The organism is Streptomyces sp. NPDC048353 (assembly GCF_055587165.1).
Genome location: NZ_JBVJGU010000005.1, coordinates 274218 through 299278, shown reverse-complemented (window position 1 = coordinate 299278; position 25061 = coordinate 274218). Strand labels below are relative to the sequence as shown.

Sequence of the window (25061 nt, the reverse complement as noted above, 5' to 3'; positions counted from 1 at the left end):
AATGTCAGAGCTGACCCTGACGGTCATGCGGTTGGGTTTCCTGGCCGTTCTGTGGCTGTTCGTCATCGTGGCCGTCCAGGTCATCCGCAGCGATCTGTTCGGCACACGTGTCACGCAGCGCGGTTCGCGGCGCCAGGACGCCCGGCCGCAGCAGAACGCGCGCCAAGGGGCCGCGCCGCCCCAGCAGCGCGGCCAGCAGAGCGGGGGCGGCGGCCGCCAGCGCCGTGGCGCCCCGACGAAGCTGGTCGTCTCCGAGGGCACCCTCACCGGCACGACGGTCGCCCTCCAGGGGCAGACCATCACGCTGGGCCGGGCCCACGACTCCACGATCGTGCTGGACGACGACTACGCCTCCAGCCGGCATGCCAGGATCTACCCGGACCGGGACGGCCAGTGGATCGTCGAGGACCTCGGGTCCACCAACGGCACGTATCTCGACCGGACCCGACTCACCACCGCCACACCGATTCCGCTGGGCGCGCCGATCCGCATCGGCAAGACCGTCATCGAGCTGCGGAAGTAGTGCTACGTCATGTATGAGTGCGAGCGGAGCGAGCGGGCCGAGGCGGTCCCCACGACGGACGGCGCGGACCGGCAGGTCCGGGCCGCGTACCGGCACGGGCTCCCGACCGGAGGGTGGGCAGTGTGGCTCGAGACCGGCTGTACCCCGAGGCGGCGTCGACAGGGCAGGTGCGCATGAGTCTGTCACTGCGCTTCGCCGCCGGGTCGCACAAGGGCATGATCCGCGAGGGCAACGAGGACTCCGGTTACGCCGGGCCCCGGCTCCTCGCGATCGCCGACGGCATGGGCGGCCAGGCCGCCGGTGAGGTCGCCTCCTCCGAGGTGATCTCCACCCTCGTCACCCTCGACGACGACGTCCCCAGCTCGGACATCCTCACCTCGCTCGGCGCCGCCGTGCAGCGGGCCAACGACCAGCTGCGGATGATGGTCGAGGAGGACCCCCAGCTGGAGGGCATGGGCACCACGCTCACCGCCCTGCTGTGGACGGGCCAGCGCCTCGGCCTGGTGCACGTCGGCGACTCCCGCGCGTACCTGCTGCGCGACGGGGTGCTGACGCAGATCACCCAGGACCACACCTGGGTGCAGCGCCTCGTCGACGAGGGCCGGATCACCGAGGAAGAGGCCACCACCCACCCGCAGCGCTCCCTGCTGATGCGCGCGCTGGGCAGCGGCGACCACGTCGAACCGGATCTGTCGATCCGTGAGGTCCGGGCCGGCGACCGCTATCTGATCTGCTCCGACGGGCTGTCCGGGGTCGTGTCCCACCAGACGATGGAGGACACCCTCGCCAGCTACCAGGGCCCGCAGGAGACCGTGCAGGAGCTGATCCAGCTCGCGCTGCGCGGCGGCGGCCCCGACAACATCACGGTGATCGTCGCCGACGTCCTCGACGTCGACGGCGGCGACACCCTCGCCGGGCAGCTCAGCGACACCCCCGTGATCGTCGGCGCGGTCGCGGAGAACCAGGCCCAGCTGAACGACGGTGGGGCGATGCAGACCCCCGCCGGCCGTGCCTCCGGGCTCGGCCGGGCCGGCGGGCACCAGCAGCCGCCCGCGGGCGGCTTCGGCCCGCCCGGCAGCGGTGACGACCACGGCTACGGCGGGATGCCGCCGCAGGGCTCCTTCGGGGCCTACAGCGACGAGGACTTCGACAAGCCGCGCACCGGCCGCAAGTGGCTGAAGCGGAGCTTCCTCCTGGTCCTGGCGCTCGCCGTGATCGGCGGCGGCGCGTACGGCGGCTGGCGCTGGACGCAGACGCAGTACTACGTCGGCTCCAAGGACGAGCACGTCGCCCTGTACCAGGGCATCAGCCAGGATCTGGCCTGGGTCTCGCTCTCGGAGGTCGAGAAGGACCACCCCGAGATCGAACTCAAGTACCTGCCGCCGTACCAGCGGAAGCAGGTCGAGGAGACGATCGCCGGGGGCAGCCTCGGCAAGGCGCAGACGAAGATCCAGGAGCTGTCCCTCCAGGCCACCGCCTGCAAGAAGGCGGAGCAGCGCCGCCAGGCCGCGGACAAGGCCGCGGACCAGGCGAGCAAGCCGCCCGCGGACGGCGCCGCCGCGCCCGACACCAAGCCCACCACAGCCGCTCCCTCCCCGGGCCCCACCCTCTCGGAGGACGAGCAGAAGCTGGCCTCGAACTGCGGCAAGCAGTAAGCACCCGTAGGGGGGCCTTTCACCACCATGAGCGTTGTCACCAACACGACCACGATCGGCGCGATCGAGGCACCGAGCCGTCGTAACACCGAGCTGGCGCTGCTCGCGTTCGCCGTCGTCATCCCGGTGTTCGCGTACCTCAACGTCGGTCTGGCGATCGACGGCGAGGTGCCCTCCGGCATGCTCGGTTACGGCCTCGGTCTCGGTCTGCTCGCGAGCGTCGCGCATCTCGTGGTGCGGAAGTTCGCCCCGTACGCCGACCCGCTGCTGCTGCCGTTGGCCACGCTGCTCAACGGCCTCGGCCTGGTGCTGATCTGGCGGCTGGACCAGTCGCCGCGGATCATCGCCCGGTACAAGACCTTCAGCCCGGACGCGCCGAACCAGATGATGTACTCGGCGATCGCCATCGCGATGTTCGTGGGTGTGCTGCTGGTCCTGAAGGACCACCGGGTCCTGCAGCGGTACACGTACATCTCGATGGTCGCGGCGCTCATCCTGTTGCTGCTGCCGCTGGTGCCGGGTCTCGGCGCGGACGTCTTCGGCGCGAAGATCTGGATCCGCGTCGGCGGTTTCTCGATCCAGCCCGGCGAGTTCGCCAAGATCGTCCTAGCGGTGTTCTTCTCCGGCTATCTGATGGTGAAACGCGACGCGCTGGCGCTGGCGAGCCGCCGTTTCATGGGGCTGTACCTGCCCCGTGGCCGTGACCTGGGCCCGATCGTGACGATCTGGGCCGTCAGCCTCCTCATCCTGGTCTTCGAGAACGACCTCGGTACGTCGCTGCTGTTCTTCGGCATGTTCGTGATCATGCTGTACGTGGCGACGGAGCGGACCAGCTGGATCGTCATGGGTCTGCTGATGTCCGTCGCGGGTGCGGTCGGCGTGGCCTCCTTCGCCGGCCACGTCCAGGCCCGTGTGGACGCGTGGGCGGACCCCTTCGGCTGCGCCTCGGAGGTCGCCGCCTGTGACCAGATGTCGGAGGTGCTGATGTCCTTCGGCTCCGGCGGCATCCTCGGCACCGGCCTCGGCCAGGGCAACTCCGACCTGATCGGCTTCGCCGCGAACTCCGACTTCATCTTCGCCACCGTCGGCGAGGAGCTCGGACTGACCGGCGTCATGGCCTTCCTCCTCCTCTACGGCCTGATCATCGAGCGTGGTGTCCGCACCTCCCTCGCGGCCCGCGACCCGTTCGGCAAGCTGCTCGCCATGGGCCTGTCGGGCGCGTTCGCCCTGCAGATCTTCGTCGTCGCCGGCGGTGTGATGGGCCTCATCCCGCTGACCGGTATGACCATGCCGTTCCTCGCGTACGGCGGTTCCTCCGTGATCGCCAACTGGGCCCTGATCGGGATCCTGATCCGGATCAGCGACACCGCGCGCCGCCCGGCGCCCGCCCCCGCCCCGTCCCCCGACGCCGAGATGACCCAGGTGGTCCGTCCGTGAACAAGCCCCTGCGCCGGGTCGCGATCTTCTGCGGCCTGCTGGTCCTCGCCCTGCTGATCCGGGACAACTGGATCCAGTACGTCCGCGCCGACGAACTCAACACGCACCCGCGCAACAAGCGGGTGCAGATCGAGCGGTACGCCAACGAGCGCGGCAACATCATCGTGGACGGCAAGCCGATCACGGGCTCGGTCGACTCCCAGGATCCGTACTACCGGTTCAAGCGGACCTACACCGACGGCCCGATGTGGGCGCCGGTGACGGGGTACGCCTCGCAGGCCTACGACGCCAACCAGATCGAGAAGATCGAGGACGGCATCCTCACCGGCAACGACGACCGGCTCTTCTTCGACCGCACGCTGTCGATGTTCACCGGCGACAAGAAGAAGGGCGGCAACGTCGTCACGACGCTGAGCGGCGCCGCCCAGAAGGCCGCCTTCGAGGGGCTCGGCAAGAAGACCGGCGCCGTCGTCGCCATAGAGCCCAAGACCGGCAAGATCCTGGCGATGGCGTCCACCCCCTCGTACGACCCCTCGACGTTCGCCGGCTACTCCGGCAAGGACGAGAAGGCCTGGGTCGCGCTCGAGAAGAACAAGAACAAGCCGAAGCTGAACCGCGCGCTGCGCGAGATCTACCCCCCGGGCTCCGTCTTCAAGGTGGTCACGGCGGCCGCGGCGCTGGAGAACGGCGCGGTCAAGGACATCAACGCGCCGACGGACACCCCGGAGCCGTACAGGATCCCGCTGTCCTCGACCAACATGAAGAACCATGCGAACGGCTGCGAGAACGCCAGCCTGAACCGCGCGCTGGAAGTCTCCTGCAACTCGGTCTTCGCCAAGCTCGGTGACCAGGTCGGCCGCGACAAGATGGTCGAGACGGCGGAGAAGTTCGGCTTCAACGCCGAGCAGTTCACCCCCGTCCGCTCGGCCGCCTCCGTCTACGACAAGCAGATGGACCGCGGCGGCAACGCGCTCTCCTCCATCGGCCAGTTCAACACCGCGACGACCCCGCTCCAGATGGCGATGGTCACCGCCGCGATCGCCAACGACGGCAAGCTCATGAAGCCGTACATGATCGACAAGCTGGTGGCGCCCAACCTCGACGTGCTCAAGCAGAACGACCCGGAGGAGATGAGCCGCCCGGTCTCGCCGGAGAACGCCCAGCTGATCCAGACGATGATGGAGAACGTCGTCGAGAACGGCACCGGCGGCAACGCCGACCTGAACATGGACGGCGTCAAGGTCGGTGGCAAGACGGGCACGGCCCAGCACGGAGAGAAGAACGCCAAGCGGCCCTACGCCTGGTTCATCTCCTACGCCAAGACCGACCAGGGCTCCCCCGTGGCCGTCGCCGTCATCGTCGAGGACTCCGAGGGCACCTCCCGCGAGGACATCAGCGGTGGCGGGCTCGCCGCCCCGATCGCCAAGGCCGTGATGAAGGCGGTACTGAAGACCGGAAGCTGACCATGGGGCCGGGTTCCGGCCGGATACCGGTCAGGTATCAGGTGCCGGTCGCGGGCGAACGCCTTCCCCGCGGCCGGTAGCGTATGCGCGAACAGCACACCGCCGGACCACACACGGGTGCGGTCGGGACAGACGGAGAGGGCTGGATTAGCTATGGAAGAGCCGCGTCGCCTCGGCGGCCGGTACGAGCTGGGCTCGGTGCTCGGCCGTGGTGGCATGGCCGAGGTCTACCTCGCCCACGACACCCGGCTCGGCCGCACCGTCGCCGTGAAGACGCTGCGGGCCGACCTCGCCCGTGACCCGTCCTTCCAGGCCCGGTTCCGCCGTGAGGCCCAGTCCGCCGCCTCGCTCAACCACCCGGCGATCGTCGCGGTGTACGACACCGGCGAGGACTACGTCGACGGTGTCTCCATCCCGTACATCGTGATGGAGTACGTCGACGGTTCGACCCTGCGTGAGCTGCTGCACTCGGGGCGCAAGCTGCTGCCCGAGCGCACCCTCGAGATGACCGTCGGCATCCTCCAGGCGCTGGAGTACTCGCACCGCGCCGGCATCGTGCACCGTGACATCAAGCCGGCGAACGTCATGCTGACGCGCACCGGCCAGGTCAAGGTCATGGACTTCGGCATCGCGCGCGCCATGGGCGACGCCGGCATGACCATGACGCAGACCGCCGCGGTCATCGGCACCGCCCAGTACCTCTCCCCGGAGCAGGCCAAGGGCGAGCAGGTCGACGCCCGCTCCGACCTGTACTCCACCGGCTGCCTGCTGTACGAGCTGCTGACCGTCCGGCCGCCGTTCGTGGGCGACTCCCCGGTCGCGGTCGCGTACCAGCACGTACGCGAGGAGCCGCAGCCGCCGAGCAACTTCGACCCCGAGATCACGCCCTCGATGGACGCCATCGTCCTGAAGGCGCTGGTCAAGGACCCGGACTACCGCTACCAGTCCGCCGATGAGATGCGTGCCGACATCGAGGCCTGCCTCGACGGTCAGCCGGTCGCCGCGGCCGCGGGTCTCGGCGGGGCGGCGTACGGCGGGGGTTACGGCGGCTATCCGCCGGACGACCAGCCGACGGCGGCGCTGCGGCAGACCGACGCGGGGCAGACGTCCATGCTGCCTCCGGTGAACCCGGACAACGGCGGCTACGGCTACGACGACCGCCCGGCCCGGCGCGGCCGGCAGAAGAAGTCGAGCACCTCGACGATCCTGCTGATCCTCGCCGGCATCCTGGTCCTGGTCGGCGCGATCCTCATCGGCGCTTCCGTGTTCGACGGCAAGGAGGGCACGGACCAGGTGGCCGTGCCCCAGTTCGTCGGCAAGACGCTGCAGGAGGCGGAGGTCCTCGCGACCAACGCCCAGGTGAAGGTGGCGCAGTCCGGCTCCGAGCGCTGCGACCAGCCGAAGGGGACGATCTGCCGGCAGACCCCGGCGGCCGACGGCACGGCGAAGATGGCCGTCAACGAGACGATCTCGGTCGTGGTCTCCGAGGGCGCCCCGCAGATCGAGGTGCCGGACGTCACCGAGAAGTCCCAGGAGAGCGCGGAGGAACAGCTGCGCGCCAAGGGCTTCCAGGTGAAGGTCGTGAAGGAGGAGTCCGACGAGGAGCCGGGCCGGGTCCTGAGCCAGAACCCGACCGGTGGCTCGAAGGCGGAGCAGAACACCGAAGTGACGATCACGGTGGCGAAGAAGAAGCAGACGCCGCTGCCCGACGTCACGACGAAGTCGTACGACGCCGCCGTCCAGCAGCTCACCACCCTCGGGTTCACCAACATCGCCCGCCAGGACGTGGACTCGGACCAGCCCGCGGGCACGGTCATCGAGCAGACCCCGCAGGCGAACACGGACCAGGCCAAGGACGTCCAGATCACGCTGAAGGTCTCCAAGGGCCCGCAGCAGCCGCAGCCGGCCACGATCCCGGGCGGTCTGGCGGGCAAGAAGTACCAGGAAGTGAAGCAGCAGCTGGAGGCGCTGGGTCTGGTCGTGGCGCCGCAGGGCTCCGACAAGGACAACGCGGTGGTCCTCGGCACCAACCCGCCGGAGGGCAGCCAGGTCACCGCGGGCCAGACGATCACCGTCTTCACGACGGGCGGCAACGACGGCAACGGCTTCTTCGACTAGGAACCAAACCCGGCCGGCGCGCCACGCGCCGGCCGGTACACGCGAGAGGCCCCGGCATCCGAGGAGGATGCCGGGGCCTTCGTGTGTCGTCGCCGGGCCGGTGTCAGCGCAGTTCCGCCGGCGGGGTGCGGTCCCGGTCCACCTTCTCCGTGCGCTCCAGTTCGCCCCAGACGATGTAGCGGTAGTCCGAGGTGTACATCGGGGTGCACGTCGTCAGCGTGATGTAGCGGCCCGGCTTCTTCTTCCCCGACTCCTCGGGGACCGGCTGGATGACGTCCACGTTGTACTTCGTCGTCTCCGGCAGGGTCTTGTAGACCTTGTAGACGAACCAGGTGTCCTGGGACTCGAAGACGATCGAGTCGCCGTTCCTCAACTTGTGGATGTTGTGGAACTTCGCGCCGTGCCCGTCGCGGTGCGCGGCGAGCGAGAAGTTGCCCTGCTTGTCCTGCGGGAGGGCGGACGTGACCGGGTCGGTGTAGTAGCCGGCGACGCCGTTGTTCAGGGTGGCGCTGTCGGTGCCCTGCTTGACCAGTATCTCGCCGTCGCCCATGGCCGGTACGTGCAGGAAGCCGATGCCGTCCTTGGTGTCGAGGGCGCCGGGGCCGCCGGCCCAGCGGTCGCGGACCTGCTCGCCGTCCTGGTCGGCGGCGCGGTCGGCGAGGACGTTGGTCCACCACAGCGAGTAGACGACGAAGAGGCCGAGCACCAGACCGGCGGTGATGAGGAGTTCACCGAAGAGGCTGATGATTCCGGCGATCCTGCTGCGCGCACGTGCTGCCACTACGTCGTCCCGTCTGGAGGAATGGGGTCTCAGCCTACGAGCGCGTCCGGTTTCCCCTTGCTGCGCGGGCGTTCCTCGACCATCTTGCCCCACACGATCATGCGGTACGTACTGGTGAATTCGGGGGTGCAGGTGGTCAGCGTGATGTACCGGCCGGGGCCGGTGAAGCCCGATCCCTGGGGCACGGGATCGATGACGGCGACGTTCGACGGCGAGGTCTGCGGCAGGATGCTCGCCATCTCGTACGTGTAGTACGCGTCCTGGGTCTCGACGACGATCGGGTCGCCCGGGTTCAGCTGGTTGATGTAGCGGAACGGCTCGCCGTGGGTGTTGCGGTGCCCGGCGACGGCGAAGTTGCCCTGCTTGGCGGAGGGCATCGCCGTCTTCAGGCTGCCCTCGGCGTAGTGGCCGACCATGCCCCGGTCCAGGACCTTGGGCTTGTCGATGCCCTCGGCGATGGGGACGACCACGTCCAGCTTGGGGATGTACATGATGGCGAAGCCCTGGCCGGGTTCGAAGGCCTCCGGGGCGCGGCCCTTCGTCCAGGCGTCCTCGATCTGTTCCTTGGCCCGGTCGGTCTGCTGTCCGGCGCGGACGTTCGTCCACCACAGCTGGTAGGTGACGAAGAGCAGCATGACGACGCCGAAGGTGATGAAGAGCTCGCCGACCACGCGGCTGGCGACGACGCCGACGCTCTCCTTGCGGGCGCGGGCCGCCCGTCGGGCCTCGACGCGCGAGAGGGGGGCGGTGGGCGCGGTGGTGGCGGCCGGAGCGGGGGCCGCCCCGCGTCTCCCCTTGCCCTTGCCCTTGGCGGCGCGCCGGCGCTCGGCGCGCCCGGGGCCCGGGTCGGGGGCGGGCGCGGGCTCTGCCGGGGCGGGTTCCGGATCGGCGTCGACGGACGGCAGGGCCATCGTCTCGCCGTAGGTCTCGTACGCCGATGCGGCCGGGGTCTCGTAGGACGCCTCGTAGGGCGTTTCGTACGGCGTTTCGTACGGCTGCTGCGGCGCGCTTCGGGGAGCCTCGTACGGAGTGGCCTCGTACGGGCCCTGGAAGGGGGTCTCCTGGGACGCGTGGGGCGGCTGGGGCTCCTGGGCGGGGGCGTACGCCGTCGTCCCGTAGGAGGCCTGGTAAGCCGTCTCGTCGTACCGGGGCGCGGATATCGGGTCGCCCAGCGGATCGCTCAGCGGGTCACTCAGCGGGTCGTACGGGGGATGGCCCGGCGCGCCGGGCCCCGGTGCGTACTGCTGCGGGGGTACGGGGACGGGTTCGGGCCCGTGTTCCGGCTCCTGCGGGTTCGTCACCCGGAACCACGGCGACCCCGTCGTCACGCGACGGCCTTGCCCACCACCGGCGCGAGCCCCGCCGACCGGCCGACCGCCCCCTTGTCGCCGCACCGCTCCAGCCAGTTGGCGAGCATCAGGTGGCCGTGCTCGGTGAGCACCGACTCGGGGTGGAACTGCACGCCCTCGACGTCCCGTTCGCGGTGGCGCAGGCCCATGATGATGCCGTCGTCGGTCCGGGCGGTGACCTCCAGCTCGGCCGGCAGGCGGGCGGGCTCGGCGGCGAGCGAGTGGTACCGGGTCGCGGTGAACGGCGAGGGCAGGCCGGTGAAGACGCCGCCGCCCGCGTGGTGGACGAGGGAGGTCTTGCCGTGCAGCAGCTCCGGGGCGCGGTCGACGACGCCGCCGTACGCCACGGCCATCGACTGCATGCCCAGGCAGACGCCGAAGACGGGCACCCCGGTCCGGGCGCAGTGGCGGACCATGTCGACGCAGACCCCGGCCTGTTCGGGCGCGCCGGGGCCGGGGGAGAGCAGGACGCCGTCGAAGCCGTCCTGGGCGTGGCCCAGGGCGACCTCGTCGTTGCGCACCACTTCGCACTCGGCGCCGAGCTGGTAGAGGTACTGGACGAGGTTGAAGACGAAGCTGTCGTAGTTGTCGACGACGAGAATCCGCGCGCTCACTGGCCGTCCACCGTCACATCGTTGAACGGAAGCAGAGGCTCCGCCCAGGGGAACACATACTGGAAGAGGGCGTAGACGACCGCGAGGGCCAGCACGAGGGAGAGGATCCCCCGCACCCACGCGTTGCCCGGCAGATGCCGCCAGATCCAGCCGTACATGCCGTCCACTGCCCCTTCCGTCCGTCAGGAGACCAGAGTACGGGGCGATGGCCCCCGCGAGGGGTCAGCCGTGCAAAGCGGGTGGCTCGTCCGGCTGCGTCGGGGGCCGGGCCGGTCCGGCGTGCGTCACAGCACGGGCGGCCTGCCCCGCGTCACGGGCTGGGTGGCGTCCAGGTGCGCCCAGACGATCAGGCGGTGGCTGCTGCCCCACTCCGGCTCGCAGGTGGTGAGGGTGAGATAGCGGCCGGGGCCGTCGAAGCCGGACGCGCGGGGCACCGGGTCGATCACGCGGGTGTCGGTCGGCACGGTCCGGTGGGGTGCGCGGGCGACGCGGTACGTGAACCAGGTCGTGCCGTCGGTGAGGACGACCGGGTCACCCGGACGCAGCCGGGGGACGTCCTTGAACGGATCTCCGTAGGTGCGGCGGTGGCCGGCCACGGCGAAGTTTCCGGTCTCGCCGAGGCGGGCGGTGGAGGCGTAGTGGCCGAGGCCCTTCTTCAGGGTGGCGGTGGCGGTGCCCTCCAGGACGGGCCACTCCCACTTCTCGCCGAAGCGGGGGATGTACATGACGGCGAGGCCCTGGCCGGCGGTGTAGGGCCGGGGGGCGGGCGGTGCCGGGGTGCCCGGGCCGGTGTCGGGGGCGGCCGGGAGGGGCTGGTCCACCCAGGCGCGCTGGAGGAGCTCGACCTGGTCGGCCGTGTCGCCGTGGGCCTTGACGCCGGTCCAGAACAGCACGTGGACGACGAAGAGCAGGATCACCGTCCCGGCGGTGACGCACAGCTCGCTGAGGGTTCTCACGACCAGTCGTACGGACAGCCCCACCCGGCCCTCCCTGCGGTCGGCTCGTGGTCGGTCAGCTCACCGGCTTCGCGTAGTGGAGGTCCACTGTGCCGGAGTAGCCGGGGAGAGTCATCGCCCGGTGCTCGTCCACTTTCCAGCCGAGGCCGTAGGCCTTCACGTAGAGCTGGTAGTTCTGGATGGCCGGGGAGTCGGTGAGCGCCTTGTTCAGGGCGTCCCGGTCACCCACAGCGGTGATCTTGTACGGCGGGGAGTAGACCCGGCCCTGGAGGATCAGGGTGTTGCCGACGCAGCGGACGGCGCTGGTCGAGATGAGGCGCTGGTCCATGACCTTGATCCCCTTGGCGCCGCCCTTCCACAGGGCGTTGACGACGGCCTGGAGGTCCTGCTGGTGGATGACGAGGTCGTTGGCCTGGGGATCGGGGTAGCCGGGGGCCGCCTGGGCGTTCGGCGGGGCATCATTGAGGGTGACGGTCAGTCCGGGGCCGGAGGTCTCGGTGGTCCCGGCGGCCGCCTCGAGGGCGCGCAGCCTGGCGTCCTCGGCCTTGGTGGAGCCGTCGTCGCGGGCGGCGAGGGCGTCGACCTGGCGGCGCACGGCGGCGGTCGACTCGTCGAGGCCGGCGTTCTTGTGGCTGCGTTCCTCGATCAGGTCGGAGAGCCTCAGCAGGGAGGCGTCCGTGCGGATGTTGGTGCCCTTGGCGGTGTTGAAACTGGTGACGAAGATCAGACCGGCGAGGGCGAAAACGGCAGCGGTGAGGACCCGGACGGGCCGCCACTGGGATGATCGGCCCGGCCCGGTGGGAGAGTCGGCGGAATTGCTCAACGTACCCTGATCCCCTTCGGCGCCGCGGAAGCACTACGCTAACGGACGCCCGGGGGACGCAGTGGTCCTCCTACGTCACATCCCGGCGCCAGCCACAGTTCCCTGCGCGGTCACGCAGCGCATCGACAGGAGAGTCCCTCGTGCCGAAGTCACGTATCCGCAAGAAGGCCGACTTCACGCCTCCGCCCGCCAAGCAGGCCACCAACATCAAGCTGACCAACCGCAGCTGGGTGGCACCGGTGATGCTGGCGCTGTTCCTGATCGGGCTGGTGTGGATCGTCGTCTTCTATGTCACCGACGGCACGCTGCCGGTGAAGTCCCTCAACAACTGGAACATCGTCGTGGGCTTCGGCTTCATCGCGGCCGGGTTCGGCGTCTCCACCCAGTGGAAGTAGCCCTTCCCGGGTCGGCCGTCAAGCCTTGCCCTGAGGTTATCCACAGCGTTGTGCACAGCACTGGATAACTTACGAAGATCTGTGGATAACCCATCGGTAGGTTGACGCCGGTGTGACTGCGCCGCCTCCTTCACGGAGGGTGGCAGGCCCCTCGCTCTGAGAAGAAAGCCGCAGCTCAGAGACGAGGGGCACAGTTGTTCCCCAAGAAACACACATCGAAGGCCACCGCCTGTGGATAACTCTGGGGAAAGTTCGCCCGCGCGGCTCATCCACAGCCGTCACCGCTCAGGTGAGCGCCACTGAGCGGGCCAGGACCAGCCCCAGATCGATGGCGAGCACCACTCCACAGGCCGCGTACTGCACCAGGGCCCGGCGGGTCCGGGGCGCGTGCACCAGGCCGTAGGTCACCAGGGCGCCGCCGACCAGGCCGCCGATGTGCGCCTCCCAGGAGATGCCCGGGCGGGTGAAGGTGAGCAGCAGCGACAGCGCCGTGAAGAGGATCACCGGCCGCATGTCGTACCGCCTGCGCCGGGCCAGCACCACCCACGAGCCGATCAGGCCGAAGACGACGCCCGAGGCGCCCAGTGACGGCTGGTTCGAGGCGGCGACGAGGAAGGCCAGCGCGGAGCCGGAGAGGCCGGAGAGCAGGCACAGCACGGCGTAGCGGATCCGCCCCAGCTCCGGTTCGACGATCCCGCCGATGATCCACAGACCCAGCATGTTGAAGACGAAGTGCGGGATCTCCTGGTGCAGGAACGTGGACGTCACCAGCCGGTACCACTCGCCGTCGGCGACCCCCACCACCTCGCCGAGCGCCGGGTTGTACGCGTACCCGATCAGCGACAGCTCGTCCACGAGACGGTCGCCCGCCACCTGGACGGCGATGAAGAGGGCGAGGTTGATCGCGATGAGGATCTTCGTGACCAGACGCCCGTCGGAGGCCACCCGCCCGCCGGCCAGGGTGCGCGGCTGGTTGGCGTCGGGCGCGTGGCCCGTGCCGGAGCCGTTGCGCACGCAGTCGGGGCACTGGAAGCCGACCGACGCGGAGACCATGCACTGGGGGCAGATCGGCTTCTCGCAGCGGGTGCAGCGGATGCCCGTCTCGACGTCCGGGTGACGGTAACAGCGCGGCGGGCCGGACTCCGGCTCCATGGGGTCCCTCCCGAGGACAGGGCGGCTGGGGCGTGCGGACCACGTGCGACGGCGGCGACGCACGGCACCGCCCCGCCCTCCTGACGGACGGGCGGGGCGAAAAGGTTCCCGGGGGGCCGGGGTTCCGGGCGGCCGCGGCTCCGGCGCGTGCGGCCCGGCTCCGGGCGGCGCGCGCCGCGGGGGGGCGGTCTCCGGGCGGCGCGGCTCCGGGCGGCCGGCGGGTCAGCTCTGGCGCTTCTCGATCACGACGGACTCGATGACCACGTCTTCGACCGGGCGCTCGGTGCGCGGGTTGGTCTCCGTGGTGGCGATCGCGTCGACGACCTTCTTGCTCGCCTCGCCGCTCACCTCGCCGAAGATGGTGTGCTTGCGGTTGAGCCAGCTCGTGGCGCCGACCGTGAGGAAGAACTGCGAGCCGTTGGTGCCCGGCCCGGCGTTGGCCATGGCCAGGAGATAGGGACGGTCGAAGAACAGCTCGGGGTGGAACTCGTCGGCGAATTCGTAGCCGGGGCCGCCGGTGCCGTTCCCCAGCGGGTCGCCGCCCTGGATCATGAATCCCTTGATGACCCGGTGGAAGACCGTGCCGTCGTAGAGCCGGTCCGTGGAGACCTGGCCGGTGGCCGGGTGGGTCCACTCGCGCTCGCCCTGCGCGAGTTCCACGAAGTTCCGGACCGTCTTCGGGGCGTGGTTCGGCAGCAGCCGAATCTGGATGTCGCCCCTGTTGGTCTTCAGAGTGGCGTAAAGCTGCTCGGCCACGGTCCGCCTTCCGTCGTTCTCCTCTGGGTCTCCCCTGGCGGTCCGATCCTCGCATGCCCCGGATGCCCGCTCGGGCATGCCGGACCTGGATCCGGCAGGCATGATTTCGAAAAGGGTGGAAAGGCGAAAAAGACCGCCGCCGAGTAGGAGGATCCCGTGACCCGGATGGACAGCGTGCGCACCGCGACCGATTCGGCCAAGGACAGCGTGCTGCACGCCGCGGAAGTGGTGGCGCCCTATGCGACCACGGCCAAGGACCAGGCCGTGGTGTACGCGGGCACAGCCAAGGACCACGCCGCGCTCTACGCGCACGAGGCACGCCTCCGGCTCGCGCCGAAGGTGGAGAAGGCCGCGCGTCAGGCCCGTAAGCAAGCGCGTGTGCAGTACGACTCCCGGGTGGCACCGCACGTGCCGCCGCGGGTCGACGCCGCCGCGCATCGTGCCGCGGTGCGGACCCGCAAGGCCGCCCGTCAGGCGGCCGATTACACCGTTCCGCGTGTCGAGCACGCGGTCGCCGTGACCGGTCCTGTCCTCGACGAGGCCGGCACGCGCTCCATCGCCGCCTGGGCCGCGCTCCGCGGTCAGGTGACGCCGAAGGAGATTCAGAAGATCGTGAGGAAGCACGAGCGTCGGGCGAAGGCAGGACGCCTCGCCAAGGGGCTCGCGGTTCTGGGTGTGCTGGCCGGCGGCGCCTACGCCGCCTGGAGGTGGTGGGACAAGCAGGCCAACCCGGACTGGCTGGTCGAACCGCCCGCGCCTACCGAACTCGACGAGGAGTCGGTGCTGTCGTCCGTCGACGGCGGCAAGACTCTCGACGACAAGCTGGCGGCCAAGCAGGCGGCGGCCGACGCGGCGGACGCCGCGGCGGAGGCCGGAACGGCCGAGGACGAGACCACGGACCGCGACGAGCGTCCCTGACCCGGGAGCCGTACGGGTTCCGGGGAAGACCCGGGACCGGCGGTCCCACGACGACGGACACACGAACCGGCACGGACGTAGGGCGTGGGGAGCGAACCGTCTCCCCGCGCCCTACGCGGCCGAGGCAAGGGCCAGGCCCGACAGCTCCGACTGCTGCGCGGCCGGGTCGTTCTCGGCCTGGGTGCCGGTGCGCCGCTGACGTACCGAGGGCGAGGAGCCGTGCGCTTCCGCGCCGATGCGCTGCTTGATCGTGGGCGGCAGGGAGCGGTCCCGCACCGGGCTCCACCGATGCGTGCGCTGCGCCGGTACGGACGCGAGGGCCCGCGCGCCGGGGGCGGTGGCGGTGCCGGGCGCGGCCGGCTCCTCCGGCTGCTGCACGGAGGGGGCCTGCGCGGCGGTGGCGGTGCTCGCCAGGCCGACGGAGGCGAGCAGGGCGAAGAGTACGGAGATGAAGGTGGTCCAGAACTGCTTGACCTTGGCGGTGGCCATGGCCCCTCGCTTTCGTGACGTTCGCGGATGACGCTCGGGCCGCGTGCCCGGGCGGGTTGGTCGATGAGGTGCTGGGACGGCGTTCTCGGGTGGCGCATTTCAGGTTGCGCGCTTTACATACCTTCCTCATGATGTGTACGCACTGCCGGAATCCACGGAGCGACGCCGACACCGCGCAGTTCTTCCGATGAACACCACCCGTACGGCTCAGAGCGCGGCGCCCGCCTCCGCCGGTGACCGCCGTTCGCCCGCCCGCGCCCGGGACCGCTCGGCCCACCGCACCGCGGGCCCCGTGGCGGCCCCCGCGGCCAGGAAGACCGCGCCGAACACCAGCCAGCCGGGCACGCCCCAGGTGATCAGCAGCGTCGTGACGAGCAGCGGCCCGAGCGTCCGGGCGACCGGGACGCCGGAGCCGTAGAAGCCCTGGTACTGCCCGATCCGGTCGGCCGGGGCGAGGGCGAAGCCGATCTGCCAGGACCCGGCCGAGTGGCGCATCTCCGCGGCGACCTGGAGGACGGCGGCCAGGACGAGGACCGCGATCACCGTCCACGGGCCGAGCCCGGCGGCCGTCGTCGCGAAGACGCCGCAGGCGGCGCACATGACGACCCCGGAGCGGGCCACCGCGCGCGTGGCGCCGGGAAGGTCGGTGACCTTCCTTGCCGTAGGGACCTGAAAGAGCATCACGGCCGCGGTGTTGAGGACGAAGAGCGCCGAGACCGTCCAGCCCGGTGCGGAGGTCCGCTCCACGATCCACAGCGGCAGGGCCAGGCTCAGCAGCGGCAGGCGCAGGAGCAGCAGCGCGTTGAGGAGGGTCAGCAGCGCGTACGGGCGGTCGCGCAGCACCCGCGGAGACGGCTCCTCGCCGGCGGCGTTCGTGCGGGCGGGCGCGGGGAGCACGAGGGGCAGGCCGCGCAGGAGGAGCGCGCAGGCCAGGAAGGACAGCGCGTCCAGGGCGAACACCGCGAGGTAGGCGGGGCGGGTGCCGGCGTGCAGGGCGAGGCCGCCGACGCCGGCGCCGACGGCGAGTCCGGCGTTGACGGTCGACTGGAGCCTGGCCAGCGCCTCCGTACGGGCCGCGGGCTCGACCAGCCCGGCGAGCAGCGCCTGGCGGGCGGCGGCGAGGCCGCTCTGGGCGGTGGCGTAGACGACGGCGGCGACCAGGAACGGCACGAAGGCGCGGACGACGAGGAACGAGGCGACGGCGACGGCGGTCGTCAGCGCCAGGAGAACCGCCGTACCCCGCGGCCCGCGCCGGTCGGCGAGGTGCCCGAGCGGCGCGCCGGCGACCGAGCCGACCGCCCAGGCGAGGGTGAGCCCGAGGCCGATCTGGGAGGTGGAGAGCCCCACGATCCGGGTGAAGTAGAGCGCCGAGGAGACGTAGAAGGCGCCGTCGCCGATCGAGTGGCAGAGCTGCGCGACGAGGAGCGCCCGGGGCGCCCGCGCGGGTCTGTGCGGGCCCCGGGGAGCGGGAGGGGAAGCGTGTGCCATGGACACGACGCTAGGGGCGGGTGGCCCAGCCGTTCTGGTCCATTGCGCCCTGGGGAAAGCGGGCCACTTCCGGCGTCCGCGAGCCACCGCCGCGGGGTGCGGACGGCTGCGCGGCCGCCCCCTCACACCCTCGCCGCGGCACCACTTCCCACCGGTGACCCGCGGCTTCACCCCCGCGAACCGCTCCCGCGCGGCCTGCCCGTTTCGCCCGCCGACGGCCGTAAGACAGCCCTCGGACGGACGTCACCGACCGCCCGCACGCCCGGCGGCCCAGGCACGCAAAACACCCCTTCGAACCGCGTTTCCGCAGGTAGGGAGGGGTGTGAAGAGTGGAGCCTAGGGGAGTCGAACCCCTGACATCTGCCATGCAAAGACAGCGCTCTACCAACTGAGCTAAGGCCCCGGAACGAGAACAGAGTACCGGGTCTCCCCCTGTATCTCGCAAAAGGATTGGGACTCCCGGTCGGCCACCACGCTCCGTAAGATGCTGCCCGAGGTTCGCAGTGGCGAACCGCAGGGATGGGGAGAAGTAATGGACGCAGCGCAGCAGGAAGCCACGGCAAGAGCCAGAGAGCTTCAGCGCAGTTGGTACGGAGAGCCGCTGGGGGCGCTCTTCCGTCGGCTCATCGACGATCTCGGGCTCAATCAGGCCAGGCTCGCGGCCGTGCTCGGACTGTCCGCGCCCATGCTCTCCCAGCTGATGAGCGGTCAGCGGGCCAAGATCGGCAACCCCGCCGTCGTCCAGCGCGTCCAGGCCCTGCAGGAGCTCGCCGGCCTGGTCGCCGACGGCAGCGTCAGCGCGGCCGAGGCCACGGACCGGATGGACGAGATCAAGAAATCGCAGGGCGGCTCGGTGCTGACGGGCACCAGCCAGACCACCAACAGCTCGGGCGCGCCGACCGTGCGCCGCGTGGTCCGGGAGATCCAGTCGCTGCTGCGTTCGGTGGCGGCGGCGGGCGACATCATCGATGCCGCCGACTCCCTCGCCCCCGTCCACCCGGAACTGGCAGAGTTCCTCCGGGTGTACGGCGCCGGGCGCACCGCCGACGCGGTCGCGCACTACGAGTCGCACCAGAACTGACGCGGGTCCGCCCCCGGCCGGGGCCGTGGTGCTCGCACCGTGGCCGCGGCCGGTACGGCGGAACCGACACGGCACGAGGGCACGACGGGCACGGAAGCACGACGGGCACGAGAGCACGACGGGGAGCGGGCGCAGAGCGATGGGTGAGGTCTTCGCTGGTCGGTACGAGCTGATCGACCCGATCGGACGCGGCGGGGTCGGCGCGGTGTGGCGCGCCTGGGACCACCGGCGCCGCCGCTATGTGGCGGCCAAGGTGCTGCAGCAGAGCGACGCCCACACGCTCCTGCGGTTCGTGCGCGAGCAGGCGCTGCGGATCGACCACCCCCATGTCCTCGCCCCGGCCAGCTGGGCCGCGGACGACGACAAGGTCCTGTTCACCATGGACCTGCTGGCCGGTGGTTCGCTGGCGCATGTGATCGGCGACTACGGCCCGTTGCCACCGCGTTTCGTCTGCACCCTGCTCGACCAGCTGCTGGCCGGCCTGGCGGCGGTGCACGCGGAGGGGGTCGTGCACCGTGACATCAAGCCGGCGAACATCCTGCTCGACGTGACCGGGACCGGGCGGCCGCATCTGCGGCTGTCCGATTTCGGCATCTCCATGCGCAAGGGCGAACCCCGCCTGACCGAGACCAACTACGTGGTGGGGACGCCGGGTTACTTCGCGCCGGAGCAGATGATGGGCGCGGAGCCGGACTTCCCGGCCGATCTGTTCGCGGTGGGTCTGGTCGCGCTCTATCTGCTGCAGGGCCGCAAGCCCGACTCACGGGCCCTGATCGAGTACTTCATGGCCCATGGCACCCCGGGCGCCCCCGAGGGCATTCCGGAGCCGCTGTGGCAGGTTCTCGCCGGTCTGCTGCAGCCGGACCCGCAGGCGAGGTTCCGGACGGCCACGGGGGTGCGCAAGGCGCTCACCGCGGCGGTGGAGATGCTGCCCGAGGCGGGTCCTGACGAGGAGCCGGTGGAGGTCTTCGACCAGATCGGCCCGCTGCCGGCCGGTTTCGGCCCGCACGGCCCCGAGAAGCCGGCGCCCCAGGACCCGGCGCTCCCGGCCCCGCAGGCCCCCGTCACGGCGCCCCAGGACCCGGCGCTCCCGGCCCCGCAGGCCCCCGTCACGGCGCCCCCGGCCCCGGTCGCCGGCGCCGCCGCACCCGTACCGGACCACACCCCCGGACCCGTACCCGCACCCGTCCCCACGCCCGTGCCCGTGCCCGTGCCCGCGGAGCAGCCGTCGCACCGGCCGTCGCCGGGCGCTTCCGAGACGGGCAGCTTCCATCTGCCGCCGCCTCCGCAGCCGGCTCCCGGGCCTGCGGCGCGCGTGGACGTCGCCCGGGCGCCGACGGCCGCCGGGCCGTATGCGCAGCCCTTCACCGTCCCGTACACCGCTCACGTCCCGCCCGCCGCCGCGGGCGGCCGGCTCCCGGACGCTCCCCTTCCGCGCGCCGCCGAGCGGCGGCCGGGACCGCCCCCGAAGGTCGCGGTCCCGGTGCTCTTCCTGGCGCTGGTCTGCTTCGCGGTTGGGATCTGGGCCCTCACCCAGGCCTGACGCCCCCCTCGCCCCTCACCAGGCCGTCGGCGGCCCGAACCCCGGCGGACCGCCCGGAGGGCCGTCCTGCGGCGCCTGAGCGGCCGCCCGGCGCCTGCCGAGGACCGTCCACACGCCGAGGACGAGCAGCAGGACCGTCCCGGACCCGATCCCGGCGGCGGCGACCAGCCGCATGCTGTCGCTCTTCTCCGCCTGGGGCCCGCTCTGCCCGCTGGCCGCCGCGTCCCGGTCGTCGTCGGTGACCTGGAACGGCCCGGCGTCCCCGGTGTACGCGGGACCGGACGTCGCCGTACCGGTGACGTTCACCCGCAGGGTCAGCGGCACCGGCTTGTCGCCGTACGCCTTGGCGACCTCCGGGCTGAGGGTGGCCGAGAGGTGGTACCAGCCGGCGAACCGCAGGGCGTTGGTGTAGCTGTTGGAGGCGTAGCGGTTCTCGTACGCCACCGGCCGGTGCGGGTCGAGCGACAGGGTCGCCGGTCCGCCGGAGTAGCTGACGGTGTCCTCGTCGACGTGGCCCCGGGCGGGGTTGTCGAGCGACAGCACGAGCGCGTTGCCGATGTACGTGTCCCCGGAGGGGCTCGTGCCCAGTTCGGCGCTGGCGTGGATCTGCTGGCCCCAGCCGACGGGCACCCGGTAGAAGAGCGTCTGGCCGGGCTTGATGTCGGTACGCCACTCGCCCTGGCGCAGCGAGGTGGCGTCGTGGAAGCCGGCGCCGCCCTGGCGCTTCTGCGGGCCGCCCGCGGGCGGCGGGGGCGTGGACGACGGCCAGCTCTCGGGCAGCTCGGTGGGGCCGGTCCGCCGCACGCCGGGCTCGGTGAGGTAGCGGATCTCCAGGTCCCAGTCCTCGGGCGTGGAGGGGGCCTTGGAGGTGCGCTCGACGAGGACGTAGTACGCGCCGGCCTGCCGGCAGGTGGAGCTGTCCGGATCGATCGTGCGGTGGGCGTAGGCGGTGACGGGGCGGGTGAAGCCGCCGGAGCCGAAGGTGGCGTCCTGGTAGCCGCACTGGCTGCCGGAGCCGTCCCGCATGCTCACCTTGATGCCGTCGCCGTACTCCGCCTTGGCGCCCGACCTGGGGACGGCGACCACGGAGACGTACGCGTTCTGCTGGGTGTCGAGATCGACGCGGTAGTAGAGCTTGCCGTCCTTCTTGATGGTGTCCCGGTACGTCCCGCCGGGCTTGAGCTGCTCGGCGTCCAGGTTGGAGGCCGCGCCCCGTACGGGCTGCGCGGTGTCGTCGAAGGTGTACGCGCTCCCGCCGGCGGCCCATGCCTGTCCGGGCAGCGCACCGGCCGCGCACACCGCGGCGACCAGGGCCCCGACCGCCCGCACGAACGCCGTCCGCCGACCGGTCCCCCGCACGGCCACCGACCGTACGGTCGCCGTCCGCTGCCCGGCCCGCCGGTCCCCGCGCCGACCGCCCCACCCGCGCCGCGTCTTCGCACGCTCCACGCGCTTCTCCTCGTCTCCCACCCGCCGCCACCGTTGACCGCGACCGCTCAACTTTGCTCTCGCAAGCTAGTGATTCGCGGGGGTGAACTCAAGGGGCTGCCCGTCACGGTCCCGACACAGCACGAAGCCCCGGCCGCTCAAGCGCGGCCGGGGCTTCGTTCACTGACGGTCTTCGTCTCACACACCCGAACCTGCGGGCACGGAGTCGGTCGCCTCCGTCCACAGATCCTGCTCGGCGCGATCCGCCTGGATCTGGCGGTACACGAGGAGCCCGCCGATGGCGGCCAGTGCGACCAGGAGAAGCTTCTTCACCGCGCGACCTCGTCTTTCGTTGACGTAGGAGACTTCTGACGCCCACTCTACACATCGACCGATACCGATCGGTGACCTACTCTCCGGTCTCCCGCCTTCCCGGCGGAAGCGATTCCTCACCGCGGCGGTTCAAGCCCGCGCCCGCCCTGGTCGGACCGCGTTCCCGCCCCCGCCCGCACGCCAGTCGGGCCCGCCCGCCGTCTCGCACGCCGAAGGCCCCCGACCGTGATCGGTCGGGGGCCTTCGTACTACTGGTGGGGCTAACAGGATTTGAACCTGTGGCCTCATCCTTATCAGGGATGCGCTCTAACCAACTGAGCTATAGCCCCGCCGCGCTCTGCGGTGTATGTCCCGCGCGCTGACCTCTGAAGATTAGCGCACCTGGGGGCCAGTCCCAAAATCGGTTCCGGGCGGCCCCCAGGCGGCTCACTCGTCTTCCGCCAGCGTGAGCTCGACACCGCCGACGAAACCGGCCGACAGGTTGTAGATGAACGCGCCGAGCGTCGCCAGCGCGGTCATCAGGACCACGTCGATGACCGCGATCACCGACGTGAACATGAGGACCCGCGGCAGCGACAGGAACGACTGCAGGTCGAAGCCGTTGTCCTCGTTCGAGCCCGTGGCCTCGCTGATGGTGCCGCCGACGGTCGAGAAGACGCCCATGGCATCCATGACCATCCACAGCACCGACGCGGCCACCACCGTGCAGATGCCCAGCGCGATGGAGAGCAGGAAGCTCACCTTCATCACCGACCACGGGTCGGCCTTGGCCACCCGCAGCCGCGCCTTGCGCGTGCGGGGCGTGGTCTTCGCCCCGGTACGCGGCCGGCGCACGGCCGCCGCGTCCTGGCCGCCCGCGCCGCCGCCCGTACCGCCGGCGCCCGGCGCCTGAGCGCCGTACGCCTGCGGCGGGTGGTACGGCCCGCCCGGCTGCTGCGCTCCCGCGCGTTCGCCGGGCAGCGGCCCGTTGTACGTGTCGTACGAGGGCTTGGGCCCTCGAGTGTCCGTCACCGCAACCCCCTGGGAGTCCGTGGTGGAACCACGGGTACCGTCCGCTCCAGCACCAGCAGAAGCTCCGGCAGCCGCCGATCCGGCGCCCGTGGCTCCACTCACGCTCTACTCCTCGTGCTCCCCGGCCGAGGGCTCGCTGCCCTCGGCTGCCTCCGCCGCGGCAGCGACCTCGGCACTGTCCGTGTCCGTGTCCTCGACCTCGGCGACACCTTCGGCGCCGTCGATGCCGTCGGCACCGTCGACCTCTTCGGCCTCGCTGCCGGCCTCGGCGTTACGTGCGATGCCGACGACGGCATCGCGCTTGCCCAGGTTGATCAGCTGGACGCCCATGGTGTCACGGCCGGTCTCCCTGACTTCGTTGACTCGCGTGCGAATCACACCACCGGAGAGCGTGATGGCGAGGATCTCGTCTGTCTCCTCGACCACCAGCGCGCCCACGAGCGAGCCGCGGTCCTCCACGATCTTGGCGGCCTTGATGCCGAGGCCACCGCGACCCTGGACGCGGTACTCGTCGACGTTGGTCCGCTTGGCGTACCCACCGTCGGTGGCGGTGAAGACGAACGTACCCGGCCGGACGACATTCATCGAGAGCAGCTCGTCCCCTTCGCGGAAACTCATGCCCTTCACACCGGAGGTGGCGCGGCCCATCGGACGCAGCGCGTCGTCGGTCGCGGTGAACCGGATCGACTGCGCCTTCCTGCTGATGAGCAGCAGATCGTCCTCGGCGGAGACCAGCTCCGCGCCGATCAGCTCGTCGTCGGCGCCCGCCTCCGTCTCCCGGAGGTTGATCGCGATGACACCGCCGGCACGGGGCGAGTCGTAGTCCTTCAGCGCGGTCTTCTTCACCAGGCCGGCCTTGGTGGCGAGCACCAGGTAGGGCGCGGCCTCGTAGTCGCGGATCGCCAGGATCTCGGCGATCTGCTCGTCCGGCTGGAAGGCCAGCAGGTTGGCCACGTGCTGGCCGCGGGCGTCCCGGCCGGCGTCCGGGAGCTCGTACGCCTTGGCGCGGTAGACCCGGCCCTTGTTGGTGAAGAAGAGCAGCCAGTGGTGGGTGGTGGAGACGAAGAAGTGGTCGACGATGTCGTCCTGCTTCAGCTTCGTGCCGCGCACACCCTTGCCGCCGCGCTTCTGCGAGCGGTAGTCCTCGGTCTTCGTACGCTTCACATAGCCGCCACGCGTGATGGTGACGACGATGTCCTCCTCGGCGATCAGGTCCTCGATGGACATGTCACCGTCGAAGGGCACCAGCTTGGAGCGGCGGTCGTCGCCGAACTTCTCGACGAGCAGCGCCAGCTCCTCGCTGACGATCTGCCGCTGACGCTCCTCGGAGGCGAGGATCGCGTTGTACTCGTTGATCTTGGCCTGGAGCTCGTCGTGCTCGGCGACGATCTTCTGGCGCTCCAGGGCGGCGAGCCGGCGCAGCTGCATCTCGAGGATGGCGTTGGCCTGGATCTCGTCGATCTCCAGCAGGCCCATCAGGCCCTCGCGCGCGACCTCGACGGTGTCGCTGCGCCGGATGAGCGCGATGACCTCGTCGATGGCGTCGAGCGCCTTGAGCAGACCGCGCAGGATGTGCGCCCGCTCCTCGGCCTTGCGCAGCCGGAAGCGGGTCCGGCGGACGATGACCTCGATCTGGTGCGTCACCCAGTGGCGGATGAACGCGTCGAGCGAGAGGGTGCGCGGCACGCCGTCGACGAGCGCCAGCATGTTGGCGCCGAAGTTCGTCTGCAGGTCGGTGTGCTTGTACAGGTTGTTGAGGACGACCTTGGCGACGGCGTCGCGCTTGAGCACGATCACGAGGCGCTGGCCGGTACGGGACGAGGTCTCGTCGCGGACGTCGGCGATGCCGCCGATCCTGCCGTCCTTGACGAGGTCGGCGATCTTCTGCGCGAGGTTGTCGGGGTTGGTCTGGTACGGAAGCTCCGTGACCACCAGGCACTGGCGATTCTGGATCTCCTCGACCTCGACGACCGCGCGCATGGTGATGGAGCCGCGGCCCGTGCGGTAGGCCTCCTCGATGCCCTTGCGGCCCACGACCAGCGCGCCGGTCGGGAAGTCCGGGCCCTTGATCCGCTCGATGAGCGCGTCGAGCAGCTCCTCGTGGGTGGCCTCGGGGTGCTCCAGCGCCCACTGGGCGCCGGCCGCGACCTCGCGGAGGTTGTGCGGCGGGATGTTGGTCGCCATGCCGACCGCGATGCCGGCGCTGCCGTTGACCAGCAGGTTCGGGAAGCGGGCCGGCAGGACCGTCGGCTCCTGGTTGCGGCCGTCGTAGTTGTCCTGGAAGTCGACGGTCTCCTCGTCGATGTCCCGGAGCATCTCCATCGACTGCGGCATCATCTTGCACTCGGTGTACCGCATGGCGGCGGCCGGGTCGTTGCCCGGGGAACCGAAGTTGCCGTTGGAGTCGACGAGCGGCATCCGCATCGACCACGGCTGGGCCAGGCGGACCAGGGCGTCGTAGATGGAGGAGTCGCCGTGGGGGTGGTAGGTGCCCATGACGTCGCCGACGACGCGGGCGCACTTGTAGAAGCCCTTCTCGGGCCGGTAGCCGCCGTCGTACATCGCGTACAGCACGCGCCGGTGGACGGGCTTGAGGCCGTCCCGTACGTCGGGCAGCGCGCGGGAGACGATGACGGACATCGCGTAGTCGAGGTACGAGCGCTGCATCTCGGTCTCGAGCCCGACGGGCTCGATCCGCAGCACCGGCTCTTCTTCTTCGGTCGTGACAGGGGGGTTCTCGTCGGCCAT

General features: G+C 70.8%; 23 protein-coding genes and 2 tRNA genes. 9 read left to right on the top strand and 16 right to left on the bottom strand.

Going from position 1 to position 25061, the window contains the following annotated elements; translation table 11 throughout:
* The first annotated feature begins 1 nt into the window (after nucleotide 1).
* The 5 genes from ACZ6RC_RS20000 to pknB all read left to right on the top strand — a co-directional run bounded on the left by ACZ6RC_RS20000 (nucleotide 2) and on the right by pknB (nucleotide 7196).
* A complete protein-coding gene (locus ACZ6RC_RS20000) occupies nucleotides 2-523 on the top strand; it encodes an FHA domain-containing protein FhaB/FipA (RefSeq protein WP_391140029.1) in 522 nt (173 codons plus the stop codon).
* 173 nt (nucleotides 524-696) lie between these two features.
* Nucleotides 697-2178, top strand: a complete 1482-nt coding sequence (locus ACZ6RC_RS19995; RefSeq protein ID WP_391140028.1) for a Stp1/IreP family PP2C-type Ser/Thr phosphatase — start codon at nucleotides 697-699, stop codon at nucleotides 2176-2178.
* A gap of 27 nt (nucleotides 2179-2205) precedes the next feature.
* A complete protein-coding gene (locus tag ACZ6RC_RS19990) occupies nucleotides 2206-3615 on the top strand; it encodes an FtsW/RodA/SpoVE family cell cycle protein (RefSeq protein WP_469584928.1) in 1410 nt (469 codons plus the stop codon).
* Nucleotides 3612-5078, top strand: a complete 1467-nt coding sequence (locus ACZ6RC_RS19985; protein ID WP_453616012.1) for a peptidoglycan D,D-transpeptidase FtsI family protein — start codon at nucleotides 3612-3614, stop codon at nucleotides 5076-5078. The genes ACZ6RC_RS19990 and ACZ6RC_RS19985 overlap by 4 nt, the downstream gene beginning before the upstream one ends.
* Nucleotides 5079-5231: 153 nt before the next feature.
* Nucleotides 5232-7196, top strand: a complete 1965-nt coding sequence (pknB, locus tag ACZ6RC_RS19980; RefSeq protein WP_391140025.1) for a Stk1 family PASTA domain-containing Ser/Thr kinase — start codon at nucleotides 5232-5234, stop codon at nucleotides 7194-7196.
* A gap of 103 nt (nucleotides 7197-7299) precedes the next feature.
* Here the strand turns inward: pknB and ACZ6RC_RS19975 are convergent, their stop codons facing one another.
* The 6 genes from ACZ6RC_RS19975 to ACZ6RC_RS19950 all read right to left on the bottom strand — a co-directional run bounded on the left by ACZ6RC_RS19975 (nucleotide 7300) and on the right by ACZ6RC_RS19950 (nucleotide 11719).
* Nucleotides 7300-7977, bottom strand: a complete 678-nt coding sequence (locus ACZ6RC_RS19975) for a class E sortase (RefSeq protein WP_469584924.1) — start codon at nucleotides 7975-7977, stop codon at nucleotides 7300-7302.
* A 29-nt stretch (nucleotides 7978-8006) separates the two neighbouring features.
* Nucleotides 8007-9305: a class E sortase gene (locus ACZ6RC_RS19970; RefSeq protein ID WP_469584920.1), complete on the bottom strand. Its 1299-nt coding sequence runs from the start codon at nucleotides 9303-9305 to the stop codon at nucleotides 8007-8009.
* Nucleotides 9302-9940: an aminodeoxychorismate/anthranilate synthase component II gene (locus ACZ6RC_RS19965; RefSeq protein WP_391140022.1), complete on the bottom strand. Its 639-nt coding sequence runs from the start codon at nucleotides 9938-9940 to the stop codon at nucleotides 9302-9304. The genes ACZ6RC_RS19970 and ACZ6RC_RS19965 overlap by 4 nt, the downstream gene beginning before the upstream one ends.
* The gene (locus ACZ6RC_RS19960; RefSeq protein ID WP_391140472.1) at nucleotides 9937-10107 is read right to left on the bottom strand and encodes a hypothetical protein; all 171 of its coding nucleotides are present in this window, start codon (nucleotides 10105-10107) and stop codon (nucleotides 9937-9939) included. The genes ACZ6RC_RS19965 and ACZ6RC_RS19960 overlap by 4 nt, the downstream gene beginning before the upstream one ends.
* 117 nt (nucleotides 10108-10224) lie before the next feature.
* The gene (locus tag ACZ6RC_RS19955; protein ID WP_469585734.1) at nucleotides 10225-10914 is read right to left on the bottom strand and encodes a class E sortase; all 690 of its coding nucleotides are present in this window, start codon (nucleotides 10912-10914) and stop codon (nucleotides 10225-10227) included.
* A 37-nt stretch (nucleotides 10915-10951) separates the two neighbouring features.
* The gene (locus ACZ6RC_RS19950) at nucleotides 10952-11719 is read right to left on the bottom strand and encodes a DUF881 domain-containing protein (RefSeq protein ID WP_391140021.1); all 768 of its coding nucleotides are present in this window, start codon (nucleotides 11717-11719) and stop codon (nucleotides 10952-10954) included.
* Nucleotides 11720-11859: 140 nt separating this feature from the next.
* On the opposite strand from ACZ6RC_RS19950, the gene crgA reads away from it, so the two are divergent.
* Nucleotides 11860-12114: a cell division protein CrgA gene (gene crgA, locus ACZ6RC_RS19945; protein WP_356887205.1), complete on the top strand. Its 255-nt coding sequence runs from the start codon at nucleotides 11860-11862 to the stop codon at nucleotides 12112-12114.
* Between the two features lie 285 nt (nucleotides 12115-12399).
* Here crgA and ACZ6RC_RS19940 read toward each other — a convergent pair whose 3' ends face one another.
* On the bottom strand, nucleotides 12400-13266 hold the full coding sequence (locus ACZ6RC_RS19940; RefSeq protein ID WP_391140020.1) for a rhomboid family intramembrane serine protease: 867 nt from the start codon (nucleotides 13264-13266) through the stop codon (nucleotides 12400-12402).
* 222 nt (nucleotides 13267-13488) lie between these two features.
* Entirely contained in the window at nucleotides 13489-14022 is a 534-nt protein-coding gene (locus tag ACZ6RC_RS19935) for a peptidylprolyl isomerase (RefSeq protein WP_391140019.1), read from the bottom strand.
* Between the two features lie 156 nt (nucleotides 14023-14178).
* Here ACZ6RC_RS19935 and ACZ6RC_RS19930 point away from each other — a divergent pair, with 156 nt between their 5' ends.
* A complete protein-coding gene (locus ACZ6RC_RS19930) occupies nucleotides 14179-14940 on the top strand; it encodes a DUF5324 family protein (protein ID WP_469584914.1) in 762 nt (253 codons plus the stop codon).
* Between the two features lie 111 nt (nucleotides 14941-15051).
* On the opposite strand, the gene ACZ6RC_RS19925 is transcribed toward ACZ6RC_RS19930, so the two are convergent.
* From ACZ6RC_RS19925 to ACZ6RC_RS19915, 3 genes are all read right to left on the bottom strand, one after another.
* Nucleotides 15052-15429, bottom strand: coding sequence for a DUF6344 domain-containing protein (locus tag ACZ6RC_RS19925; protein ID WP_469584911.1), 378 nt, complete (start codon nucleotides 15427-15429; stop codon nucleotides 15052-15054).
* A gap of 207 nt (nucleotides 15430-15636) precedes the next feature.
* Complete coding sequence (locus ACZ6RC_RS19920; RefSeq protein ID WP_469584908.1) at nucleotides 15637-16917, bottom strand: MFS transporter; 1281 nt, start codon at nucleotides 16915-16917, stop codon at nucleotides 15637-15639.
* Nucleotides 16918-17247: 330 nt separating this feature from the next.
* A tRNA-Ala gene (locus ACZ6RC_RS19915) sits at nucleotides 17248-17320 on the bottom strand.
* Between the two features lie 129 nt (nucleotides 17321-17449).
* On the opposite strand from ACZ6RC_RS19915, the gene ACZ6RC_RS19910 reads away from it, so the two are divergent.
* A complete protein-coding gene (locus ACZ6RC_RS19910) occupies nucleotides 17450-17998 on the top strand; it encodes a helix-turn-helix domain-containing protein (protein WP_391140015.1) in 549 nt (182 codons plus the stop codon).
* Between the two features lie 139 nt (nucleotides 17999-18137).
* Entirely contained in the window at nucleotides 18138-19541 is a 1404-nt protein-coding gene (locus tag ACZ6RC_RS19905; protein WP_469584905.1) for a serine/threonine-protein kinase, read from the top strand.
* 15 nt (nucleotides 19542-19556) lie between these two features.
* Here the strand turns inward: ACZ6RC_RS19905 and ACZ6RC_RS19900 are convergent, their stop codons facing one another.
* From ACZ6RC_RS19900 to gyrA, 5 genes are all read right to left on the bottom strand, one after another.
* Nucleotides 19557-20870 carry a hypothetical protein gene (locus ACZ6RC_RS19900; RefSeq protein WP_469585731.1) on the bottom strand — a complete coding sequence of 438 codons (1314 nt, stop codon included), beginning with the start codon at nucleotides 20868-20870 and terminating at the stop codon, nucleotides 19557-19559.
* A gap of 297 nt (nucleotides 20871-21167) precedes the next feature.
* Complete coding sequence (locus tag ACZ6RC_RS19895; protein WP_003958712.1) at nucleotides 21168-21302, bottom strand: DLW-39 family protein; 135 nt, start codon at nucleotides 21300-21302, stop codon at nucleotides 21168-21170.
* Between the two features lie 252 nt (nucleotides 21303-21554).
* Nucleotides 21555-21631, bottom strand: a tRNA-Ile gene (locus ACZ6RC_RS19890).
* Between the two features lie 97 nt (nucleotides 21632-21728).
* Nucleotides 21729-22313, bottom strand: a complete 585-nt coding sequence (locus ACZ6RC_RS19885) for a DUF3566 domain-containing protein (protein WP_453616037.1) — start codon at nucleotides 22311-22313, stop codon at nucleotides 21729-21731.
* Between the two features lie 105 nt (nucleotides 22314-22418).
* Entirely contained in the window at nucleotides 22419-25061 is a 2643-nt protein-coding gene (gene gyrA, locus ACZ6RC_RS19880; RefSeq protein WP_391140012.1) for a DNA gyrase subunit A, read from the bottom strand.

Coding starts and splice junctions, on each gene's coding strand:
- ACZ6RC_RS20000 (WP_391140029.1), top strand. CDS start 2: ATGTCAGAGCTGACCCTGACGGTCATGCGGTTGGGTTTCCTGGCCGTT.
- ACZ6RC_RS19995 (WP_391140028.1), top strand. CDS start 697: ATGAGTCTGTCACTGCGCTTCGCCGCCGGGTCGCACAAGGGCATGATC.
- ACZ6RC_RS19990 (WP_469584928.1), top strand. CDS start 2,206: ATGAGCGTTGTCACCAACACGACCACGATCGGCGCGATCGAGGCACCG.
- pknB (WP_391140025.1), top strand. CDS start 5,232: ATGGAAGAGCCGCGTCGCCTCGGCGGCCGGTACGAGCTGGGCTCGGTG.
- ACZ6RC_RS19940 (WP_391140020.1), bottom strand. CDS start 13,266: ATGGAGCCGGAGTCCGGCCCGCCGCGCTGTTACCGTCACCCGGACGTC.
- ACZ6RC_RS19925 (WP_469584911.1), bottom strand. CDS start 15,429: ATGGCCACCGCCAAGGTCAAGCAGTTCTGGACCACCTTCATCTCCGTA.
- ACZ6RC_RS19920 (WP_469584908.1), bottom strand. CDS start 16,917: ATGGCACACGCTTCCCCTCCCGCTCCCCGGGGCCCGCACAGACCCGCG.
- ACZ6RC_RS19910 (WP_391140015.1), top strand. CDS start 17,450: ATGGACGCAGCGCAGCAGGAAGCCACGGCAAGAGCCAGAGAGCTTCAG.
- ACZ6RC_RS19905 (WP_469584905.1), top strand. CDS start 18,138: ATGGGTGAGGTCTTCGCTGGTCGGTACGAGCTGATCGACCCGATCGGA.
- gyrA (WP_391140012.1), bottom strand. CDS start 25,061: ATGGCCGACGAGAACCCCCCTGTCACGACCGAAGAAGAAGAGCCGGTG.